13 protein-coding genes are annotated in these 9,720 nt (G+C 43.3%); 12 read left to right on the top strand and 1 reads right to left on the bottom strand.

Translation table 11 applies throughout. The features are described 5' to 3' along the window. The first annotated feature begins 59 nt into the window (after window positions 1–59). From DXB70_RS06395 to DXB70_RS06350, 10 genes are all read left to right on the top strand, one after another. On the top strand, window positions 60–350 hold the full coding sequence (locus DXB70_RS06395) for a VanZ family protein (protein ID WP_243017821.1): 291 nt from the start codon (window positions 60–62) through the stop codon (window positions 348–350). A gap of 138 nt (window positions 351–488) precedes the next feature. After that, entirely contained in the window at window positions 489–1,187 is a 699-nt protein-coding gene (locus tag DXB70_RS06390) for a hypothetical protein (protein WP_118472699.1), read from the top strand. Next, window positions 1,188–1,685: a hypothetical protein gene (locus tag DXB70_RS06385; RefSeq protein WP_118472698.1), complete on the top strand. Its 498-nt coding sequence runs from the start codon at window positions 1,188–1,190 to the stop codon at window positions 1,683–1,685. Window positions 1,686–1,761: 76 nt separating this feature from the next. Then, window positions 1,762–2,082 (top strand): hypothetical protein, encoded by a 321-nt coding sequence (locus tag DXB70_RS06380; protein WP_118472697.1) that lies wholly within the window; start codon window positions 1,762–1,764, stop codon window positions 2,080–2,082. A 139-nt stretch (window positions 2,083–2,221) separates the two neighbouring features. Beyond that, on the top strand, window positions 2,222–2,605 hold the full coding sequence (locus DXB70_RS06375) for a VOC family protein (protein WP_118672897.1): 384 nt from the start codon (window positions 2,222–2,224) through the stop codon (window positions 2,603–2,605). A 1-nt stretch (window position 2,606) separates the two neighbouring features. Further along, window positions 2,607–3,359: a hypothetical protein gene (locus tag DXB70_RS14360; protein WP_243099050.1), complete on the top strand. Its 753-nt coding sequence runs from the start codon at window positions 2,607–2,609 to the stop codon at window positions 3,357–3,359. Window positions 3,360–3,487: 128 nt separating this feature from the next. Next, window positions 3,488–3,760, top strand: coding sequence for a hypothetical protein (locus DXB70_RS06365; RefSeq protein WP_147353135.1), 273 nt, complete (start codon window positions 3,488–3,490; stop codon window positions 3,758–3,760). Window positions 3,761–3,948: 188 nt separating this feature from the next. Further along, a complete protein-coding gene (locus tag DXB70_RS06360; protein WP_118472692.1) occupies window positions 3,949–4,170 on the top strand; it encodes a hypothetical protein in 222 nt (73 codons plus the stop codon). A 97-nt stretch (window positions 4,171–4,267) separates the two neighbouring features. Next, window positions 4,268–5,419 carry an AAA family ATPase gene (locus DXB70_RS06355; RefSeq protein ID WP_118472691.1) on the top strand — a complete coding sequence of 384 codons (1,152 nt, stop codon included), beginning with the start codon at window positions 4,268–4,270 and terminating at the stop codon, window positions 5,417–5,419. A 12-nt stretch (window positions 5,420–5,431) separates the two neighbouring features. Next, entirely contained in the window at window positions 5,432–5,950 is a 519-nt protein-coding gene (locus DXB70_RS06350) for a hypothetical protein (protein ID WP_118472690.1), read from the top strand. 347 nt (window positions 5,951–6,297) lie between these two features. On the opposite strand, the gene upp is transcribed toward DXB70_RS06350, so the two are convergent. Next, window positions 6,298–6,927, bottom strand: a complete 630-nt coding sequence (gene upp, locus DXB70_RS06345; RefSeq protein WP_118672896.1) for a uracil phosphoribosyltransferase — start codon at window positions 6,925–6,927, stop codon at window positions 6,298–6,300. Between the two features lie 565 nt (window positions 6,928–7,492). On the opposite strand from upp, the gene DXB70_RS06340 reads away from it, so the two are divergent. Further along, window positions 7,493–8,206 (top strand): IMP cyclohydrolase, encoded by a 714-nt coding sequence (locus tag DXB70_RS06340; RefSeq protein WP_118672895.1) that lies wholly within the window; start codon window positions 7,493–7,495, stop codon window positions 8,204–8,206. 299 nt (window positions 8,207–8,505) lie between these two features. Then, window positions 8,506–9,684 (top strand): phosphoribosylaminoimidazolecarboxamide formyltransferase, encoded by a 1,179-nt coding sequence (locus DXB70_RS06335; protein WP_106999982.1) that lies wholly within the window; start codon window positions 8,506–8,508, stop codon window positions 9,682–9,684. Window positions 9,685–9,720: the final 36 nt, after the last annotated feature.

Here is a 9,720-nt window from a genome sequence, read left to right as displayed (position 1 = left end):
ACAGGGGTACATTTGAACCGTAATATTCAGTCATGGGCGGCTGGGGCATCTGGGAGACAGTGAACGGCGAACAGAAGCTGACAACGGAGTGTATTGAGAATGTGATCATGATGGTGCCGTTTTCTGCCGTAGTGATGTGGACATTCGAAGAAAAGATAGGAAACGGTTGGAAGAAGATCCTGTGGCAAAGCGGGAAGATAGCATTTATCTTTTCGGTGAGCATGGAGATGTTGCAGTTATTGCTCCGTCTAGGTACGTTTCAGCTATCAGACATCTTCTATAATACAGTAGGTGGAATGATTGGCGGATTGATGTATTGTACAGTGATGAAGGCAAGAAAGCATCTGTAAAATTGGATGAAATTGTGATATACTGGGAGCGGTAGCTCCCTACGCTGCTCTGATAATCACACACCTCTCCGTGGTGGGCAGCAGGTAACGATCTTATGATCGGCTGAGATGTGAAGAATTTAGGAGGAGGAACGATTTATGCATGTGTATAAAGAATTAAGTTTTGTCGGCAATAAACCGGAATTGGATAAATTATCGGAAGAGATATATAATGTATTTCCAACAGACTGGATCAAACCTAAAAGTAATCAGATGCTTAAAGATTATATTCTTGCTGATTATATTGGAACGAAAGCCCCTCATGCGGAGGTTTCAATTTATTATGGAAAAGATACATGGCGTGAGGGTTATATTAAGGTTTGTAATATTGTTCCGCTTCAAAAAAGTCAGTTAACAATTGATGAGTATAATCAACTACTGGAATTATTTTATAACGATATAGCCAAGGTGTATGGTGAAACACATGAGGAAATTAAGGTTGTTGGACCATCATCAGGACAATTTGATCCGCTTGATTATATCTCAGAAAAGGCATTAAAAAAATTGACGCTTTTTTGCGATGCAGCAAACAAGTCTACCGGTTCATCACACCCTAGTGACGAGGAACGCTGGTTTGATTTTATATGTCAGACAGTAGATGATAGGAGAACATTTGATTATGATACCTTGTTTAAATTTTTGCAAGATGAGGAGTACTGGGGGAAAAAGGAAAGTGGATTTTTAGGAGTAATTGGATGCTTTGCATGGAGTGAGGAAAATGCGGAGGAACTTGCGTCTGAATACGATAACTATGTTCGGATTCTTCAGTATTATAAAAAAACGAGACTGGGAGAATAAATGAGCGTGTGGGATGTTGCTTTAACAATTATTAATGTGATTCTTGCAATTATTTCAGGCATTGGGGCATATAATTCTGTTAAGTATTTTCGGAAAAGCAAAAATCTTACGATTTTCGCACAAACAAACAAGGCATTAGTAGAAGTTCAAAAGATGCTAATAAAATTGCCGGAAGCACTGTCGTCCTCAAATTCCTCAAGACGAGGGAAAAAAGGACTTAGTTTACATAATGCTTTATGCGATATTGGGCAAGAGCTTAACGTGAATTTGACAGAAATCAATTCGAATATACCAGCAGAATATTCAGGCGAGTTGCGGCAGTTGCAGAACAAAGACGGTTTCAACTTACAAACCTATATTAATTCGTATATTAGTGGTGATGCGGTGAAAGATAACGGAATTGATTCAGAAGATTTCAATTCATGCCAAGCTAAGCTTTTGGAGATACAAGATTACTTGAAAAAAGTGGCTTTGGAGACAGAGGAAAAATTGAAGTAAGAAAAGATACAAGAGCTTATGGTACATTGCTCACAGTATTACATAAAAATATTACAAAAGAAATGAGGTATATATTATGCCAAGAACAAAAGGGAGCAAGAACCGCCCCAAATCCGATATTGTGTCCCAGATCACAGAGAAGCAGGAGTCTATCGCTTCCCTGACTGCTGAGATAGCATCCATCACTGCAAACATTGACACTTTGAAAGCTGACCTGAAAGAGAAGAAGATTGATCTGAAGAAGGCTGAGAAAGAAGTGGCATCCCTGGAAGCGAAGAAGGCAAAGGCGGATGCTAAAGCCGCTGAAGAAGCTAAGAAGGCTGAAGCCGAGAGTGTGGTTAAGAGATTATTAGCCAGCGGGATGAGCGCAGAGGAGATTCTGGAAAAAATGAAATAAACAAGAACCCAAGAAAAAAATAAATGCCGTGTGGACAAACTGAACTCCAGGAGTTCACACGGTATATTTTGAAGGTGGCTATATAGTTTATAACGAAAATAAAAAAGAACAAAATTAAAAGAAATGGAGCGTGAGAAAAATGAATTTATCAAAAATACATCATATTGCAATCATCGTATCCGACTACGAAGCATCAAAGGATTTCTATGTAAACAAACTGGGATTCTCTGTCATCAGAGAAAACTATCGCCCAGAGCGTAAAGACTGGAAGATGGATCTGCGTGTTAACGAACACACAGAGCTGGAGATTTTTGCAGAAGAAAACCCACCGAAGCGTGTGAACCGCCCGGAGACCTGTGGGCTGCGTCACCTTGCATTTTGTGTGGAGAGCGTGGAGCAGACAGTGAATGAGTTGGCAGAGGTAGGAATTGAATGTGAGCCAATTCGTGTGGATGATTACACCGGCAAGAAGATGACTTTTTTCCATGACCCAGACGGACTGCCGTTGGAGCTGCATGAGTAAAATGAAGAAAACAAGAAAACCAGGCGGTGGCCGGAAGAAGTTGAAGCCAGAGTACGATGCTGGGAAAAATCTGAAAGAGCAGATGGAAAGTGCTGTGGAGCTTTATGATTCTGAGATGTCCCTCCAATCCATTGCAGATGCTCTGAACCTAAACCCTATCAAAGTCCGGAAGCTGCTCATCACGGCCGGAGTGTATGAGTCGGATGTGGCGGAGAAAGTAAAAAACACTTTTGAAGAATACCGTGAAACACGAGACTACAAAACCTCCATACTCACAACATCATCTACTCTTCAACTCTCCAAAGCCTCCGTTACTTCGTACCTGCCATATCAGAAAGGCGTGTACTTCCCAAGTACAGAGAAAGAAAAGATTAGTGTTGGAGCAGAGCGGCAACGGAGATACAGAGCGATGAAGTGGTGGAGGGTTGATCCGACAGAGGAAAACTTCTGGAGCGTGGTTCTGGCCTATGCTGGTGTGAAATTCAAAACTTACTCAGGGCTGTCATTTACTTACGAAATAAAAAAAGGCAGGAATGGCGAGTACACGAAGGAGCTGTGGATCGACAGACGGGAAAAGAGTAAAAGTCTGGCATGGAGTTCTATAGTTTTGGCACTGGGAAATATAAAAGGTGAAGTAGTAGAGAGACCCAAAGCTCTGGGCGATATCCGGGGAGTGACTTACATCTACGGGATGTTCTACCGGTTCGGGCTGATCGATGTGCCAGATGAAGTGAAGGAAAAGATGGGGATCTGAAAAACCGTAAAAAATAGGTTGCTATGTGCAAAAGTCTACGGTAATATGTGCCGTAACTGAGGAAGTGAATCTCAGTTGGGAAGGACGGTAGCATTATAGAAAAATTGAAGGAAATGCTGGAGGAGTATTTGAGGAAAACGGAACCAGAGTATTATCCGCCAGTGGAGAATCTGCTTGATCTGATCTACGAACATTACACGGAGAATAATCCAGTAGAGAAAAACACAGTTGCCGGGAAAACCGCAAAGGTCAAGGAAAAGGAACTGGAAGAGTGGCTGCGTGGCTTGGAAGGTATGAATAGGCTCGTAGATGACTATGTCGGAGATAAAGATTCCCCTCTGGGAGAAGATTATGGACCGGCAGGGAACAGTGTGCTGTGCATGGGAGAAGACTGCTTTTGAGGAAGGTCTGAAAGTCGGGATACGGCTTATGATGGAAGTATATAGTTTGTAACGGAAATAAAATGAACTTCTGGAGTTCAAAAAAGCCCTCGCTGTGTGTGATACACATTGGGGCGCTGGTCAGTTATTATCTTCTGCCCGTATTCTGAGCAATTCCTCTATTTCATTTTTATTCGCCAAGTGCACCGATGCCGGTACAAAGCAATGTTGACGGAGCAAAGTTCGCGGCGTTCATCGATGCGGTCGTGGCAGACAGCATCATGGAGTTGGGGAAGAGAGAAGATGACCTGTCAAAAGCGGGTGTGACCATGTTGGGGAATGTGGATGGAAAGCGCATGTTGGAGCAGATGAGTCCCCAGTTTTTGGAGTTCGTGCTGGATGCGTATCGGAGTTTGAAATACAGAAAATAAAAACGAGAAATGCGTTGATAATTTCTGGGAAATAGGGTATAATGAACTTGATGGAAAATAAAAACGTGAAATCCGTTTTTGGAATGGAGAATGGTACATGAAAATACTTCGTATTACAGCACAAGGGCTTCCGTTGTTTAAGGAAGACATGGATATTTGCTTTTACACTCAGCAGCGTGTGAGTGAAGATGACAGGAATAATCTGTATAATCTGATTGACAACTATTACCTTCATTCTGCATGTGCATTTATTGGAATCAATGCTTCTGGCAAAACCTCTGTGCTGAAAGTCATAAATTTAGCACTGAACATTATAAAGAATGAGCCAATCAATCATGTGGAGGCAAAAACCATTCTTGGAGGGTCAGAGAAAGCTGCGATTCGCACATACTTTTATGATAAGCGCAAATATATCTGCTGTCTTGAAACCGTGATTACAGCGAAAAAGGCAAAGACAGGCGAGTATGTGTATTCAATCTTGTCTGAAAGACTATGGGAAAAGCCGATTGCAGGCGTTAAGTCGAAAAAATATTTGACGGATTTCGATGGAATAGAGCCTGTTGACACACGTGATAGTAATGAAGCTTACCTTTCAGATGATGTCAGCTTTATTATCGCTCATAATAAAAAGGTAAATGACACCGTTGAGGTGTTTAGCCTTCTTTCATATACGAATGTGAATGTTTTGCCTTTTACAGAAGATATTCCGCTGGAAGTAATTACTTTTCTTGATCCGACTATCGAGAAGCTATGTTTTGAGCAGGCGGAAGGAAAAACATTTATTCATCTGAAATTTAGAGATGAAGATGAGATTATCTTGAATAATGCGGTAGATCTTGAGCAGTATTTGTCTTCTGGTACAATTAAGGGCATTATTACATTTTCGATGGTGAAAGAGGTTCTTCAATCTGGAGGATACCTTCTGGTAGATGAAATTGAAAATCATTTTAATAAAGAAATTGTAACGACTCTGATGCGTTTCTTCATGGATAGCCGACTTAACAAGAGAGGCGGAACGCTGATTTTTACAACGCATTATCCGGAACTGCTGGATGAATATGACCGAAATGATGGAATTTGTATCGTAAGAAATCGAAATGGCATTACAGTGGAAAACTTGAGCTATATTCTAAAGCGCAATGACATTAAGAAGAGCGATGCATATCAAAGCGGATTTCTGGAAGGAACAACTCCAGCGTATGAAGCATATATGCGTTTGAAGAAAAATCTGGCCGCTTCAATTAAATAAGGGGGCGGTAGGATGAAGTTAGCACCATATATAGCGTGTGTATGTGAAGGATCAGCAGAAGCTGCAATTATTGATGTTCTAGTGGATAATAATCTTTTGATTTTTACAAGAGAAGATATGCTTGAAGAAAATGTTATTCGCTGCAGGAGTGCTAAGACATTTGAGGAACGCTTCTTACGTAAAGGATTTAAAGATCAGATTTCTGTTATAAGGATTCTTGACTCTCGGAGAGAAGAGTTTAGGCTTAGCAAAGCCTATGAGAAGAAGGTTGATGTGATCAATGTTATTACTGCTCCGGAGATAGAGATGTTGATTATTCATAGCGAAGGAGCTTATGAGCGATTTAAGCGTTCAGGAAAGAAACCGAGTGAATTCTGTAAATCAGATCTTCGTATGCATAATGTGAAATCGTATGATTTTGTAAAAGATTATTTTAGTAATCCACTGACATTAGTTAATGCAATAAAAGAGTACCGTAGAACCGCAAATATTCCTAAAGGTGAATATAGTTTATCAGATCTGTTAAAATAAAGATTTGCCCACTGGTGTACCGTGTAAATCCTACATAGTACGCTGGTGGGCTTCTTTTTTTGCCTCATCCCGCATGAACCACAGACAGCACCCCGGCATGCTCCGAAGTGCAGTTGTGGCTTATGCGGGTTTTTGTGTTATGTGGTCAACGGGTTACAAAATCATACTCCCAATCCGTATAAAATCGCTTTCAATTCCTTTACCATTCGGGTGAGAATCTCCTGCTCAAGTGTGTTGCAGTCCAAAAGCAGACGGTGAATCTCGGAATCGGCAGTGGAAGCCGAGTGTGTCAGACTGTCTACGAGAAGGTCGTCTGCTGATATGCCGAGAAGGTTGGCAACTCTGATTTATTTCGTACCAAAAATCCGATCCCCTGCATCCCCCAGACCTGGGCAGATGTAAGCGTTTTCGTTCAGGCAGCGATCTACATGACCGACATAGATCTGGACATCCGGATGTGCCTCATGCAGTCTCTTTAATCCTTCCGGAGCAGCGATGATTGCCATGAATTTGATGTTCTTTCCGCCGCGTGCTTTGATAAAGTCGATTGCCTCCACTGCGGAACCGCCGGTTGCCAGCATCGGGTCGGTGACAACGATGGTACGCAGTTCGATCGGGGTTGGCAGCTTGCAGTAGTATTCGTGCGGCTCATGGGTTATCTCGTCGCGGTAGAGTCCGATGTGACCAACCTTTGCGGACGGAACGAGTGCCAGAATACCATTTACCATACCGAGACCGGCACGTAAGATCGGGACAACGGCAAGTTTTTTACCAGCCAGCATCGGAGTGCTGCAGGTTTCGATCGGAGTTTCTACTTCCTGATCCTCCAGCGGAAGATCGCGCAGCGCTTCATAGCCCATCAGCATCGCAATCTCGTCGATCAGGGAACGGAATTCATTGGTTCCGGTGTTTTTGTTGCGGAGAATGGAGATCTTGTGCTGAATTAACGGGTGGTCGAGAATTGTTACATTTTTCATATTCATAACCTGCCTTTTCTTGAATTTTGATGATGAACGTTTTTTCGTAACGGTGCATAGCGCAGACCGCTTGCGAGTTTTGTGCTATCTTCATGCCGTCATTTCCTAAAATCTGTATACATATATGAAATGTATCGCCCTGATGGCATATTTTCCTTAATTATACACCGAATTGTACAGATTGAACAGTCTGTTTTATGATGTATTTTGATAATGTAAGTTTTGATGTGACTGTTCACGGGTAGGCACTTTTGGAACCGAAAGTGCCGTAAGAAAACGTGGTGGCAGCAGGAATTTGCCGTATTTAAATGCGAAGCCACGGCAAATTCCGTTACTGGGCACGTATGCGTGAACAGTAACGGTTTGTCGTGAAGTAGTGCAGAGCATTTGCAAAAGAATGCAGGTGCTTTTATATGTTTATTAGAACAAAAAATAATACCTGTGCTATATATAAGTAATACTTCTGAAAACAATTCAATAAATCTAACTGGAAATGAAAAAAGAATGTGGTAAAATATAAAGTAGTGAATTATTGCACCACAATGAAGGAGGAAGCTTTGCCATTATGAAGACTGTATCGATAGCAGAGGAACTGAAAAACAATTCTTATCCGGGACGCGGAATTATCATTGGACGGACGCCGGACGGAAAGAAGGCGGTTACGGCGTACTTTATCATGGGAAGAAGCGAGAACAGCCGCAACCGTGTGTTTGTAGAAGAAGGTGAGGGCATCCGCACACAGGCATTTGACCCGGCGAAGCTGGAAGATCCGAGCCTGATTATCTATGCACCGGTCCGTGTGCTGGGAAATAAAACGATTGTGACCAACGGCGATCAGACTGATACGATTTATGAGGGAATGGACCGTCAGATGACCTTTGAGCAGTCCCTCAGAAGCCGCGAGTTCGAGCCGGATGCGCCGAACTACACGCCTCGTATTTCCGGTATCCTGCATATCGAGGATGGCGGTTACAACTATGCGATGTCGATTCTGAAATCCAACGACGGCAATCCGGATTCCTGCCATCGTTATACATATGCGTATGAGAAGCCGGTTGCAGGCGAGGGACATTTCATCCACACCTATATGCACGACGGCAATCCGCTTCCGAGCTTCGAGGGTGAGCCGAAAAAGATCGAGATTCCGGACAGCCTGGATGAGTTTGTAGCGACACTCTGGGAGAATCTGAACCCGGATAATAAGGTATCTCTGTTTGTGCGCTATATTGATATTGCGACCAGAGAGACACAGACGAAGATCATTAACAAAAATAAGTAGGAACAGACTGGAAAATAGTTAAAAAAGTCAAAAACCGTCTGAAAATGAAAACAGGTCAGAAACAAAATTGTTTATCTCAGTCGAGAAGACTCCCACCTCATCAGGGGGTAAGTAATAGCAAGTTTGTCTCAGTGGGAGTCCATTCTCCGACTGAGATAAACGCTCCGCGAGGATGCGCAGTGATTCTGTAAAGAATATGTTAGCTTCGCTGACCAGAATCACGCGCCAAGTCTCACGGACGTTCGACTTGAAACAGCATTTGAATCATGCGTTTAAATGGGTATACAGGAGGAATGAAGATGAACGAACTTGAGTTAAAATATGGATGCAACCCGAACCAGAAACCGTCCCGCATTTTTATGGCGGACGGCAGTGAGCTTCCGATCAAGGTACTTTGCGGCAAACCGGGATATATCAATTTCCTGGATGCGTTCAATGGCTGGCAGCTGGTAAGAGAACTGAAAGAGGCAACTGGGCTTCCGGCGGCAACTTCTTTTAAACATGTTTCGCCGGCAGGTGCAGCGGTAGGACTTCCGTTAGACGAGACGATGCGTAAGATTTACTGGGTCGATGATATGGGAGACTTATCTCCGCTTGCGTGTGCATATGCCAGAGCACGAGGTGCAGACCGCATGTCTTCCTTCGGCGATTTTATTTCTCTGTCGGATGTCTGCGATGCAGATACGGCGCGCATCATCAAGAGAGAAGTATCGGATGGCGTGATTGCTCCGGGATATACCAAGGAGGCTCTGGAGATTCTGGAATCAAAGAAAAATGGCAAGTACAATGTCATTGAAATCGATCCGGATTATGTACCAGCTCCGGTGGAGCGCAAACAGGTATTTGGCGTGACCTTTGAGCAGGGTAGAAATAATCTGGCAATCAACCGTGAGCTGCTGGAGAATATCGTGACTGAGAATAAAGAGCTGCCGGATAACGCGAAGATCGACATGATCGTATCTTTGATTACCCTGAAATATACACAGTCCAACTCTGTCTGCTACGTGAAGGATGGACAGGCGATCGGTATCGGCGCAGGTCAGCAGTCCCGTGTACATTGTACCCGTCTGGCAGGTCAGAAAGCCGACAACTGGTATCTGCGCCAATCTCCGCAGGTGTTAAATCTTCAGTTTGTGGATGGAATCAAGCGTGCAGACCGCGACAATGCGATCGATGTTTATATCGGAGAAGAATATATGGATGTGCTGGAAGAGGGCGCATGGCAGAAAATTTTCAAGGTAAAACCGCCGGTATTTACCCGTGAGGAAAAACGCGCATGGCTGGACGGCATGAAGGGTGTAACCATTGGTTCTGATGCATTCTTCCCATTTGGCGACAACATTGAGCGCGCGCACAAGAGCGGCGTTCAGTACATCGCACAGCCGGGCGGATCGGTTCGTGATGACAATGTAATCGAGGTTTGCAATAAATATGGCATTGTAATGGCATTTACGGGAATCCGTCTGTTCCATCATTAATGAAAAAGGGCGTGTGAAAAAACTCTCGTTTTTTCA

It is taken from the genome of Clostridium sp. OM05-5BH, from assembly GCF_003481505.1.
In the GTDB taxonomy this organism is placed as follows: Bacteria; Bacillota; Clostridia; order Lachnospirales; family Lachnospiraceae; genus Otoolea; species Otoolea fessa.
Note: the sequence above shows the minus strand (reverse complement) of the source record. Positions and strands in the feature narration are given on the sequence as shown.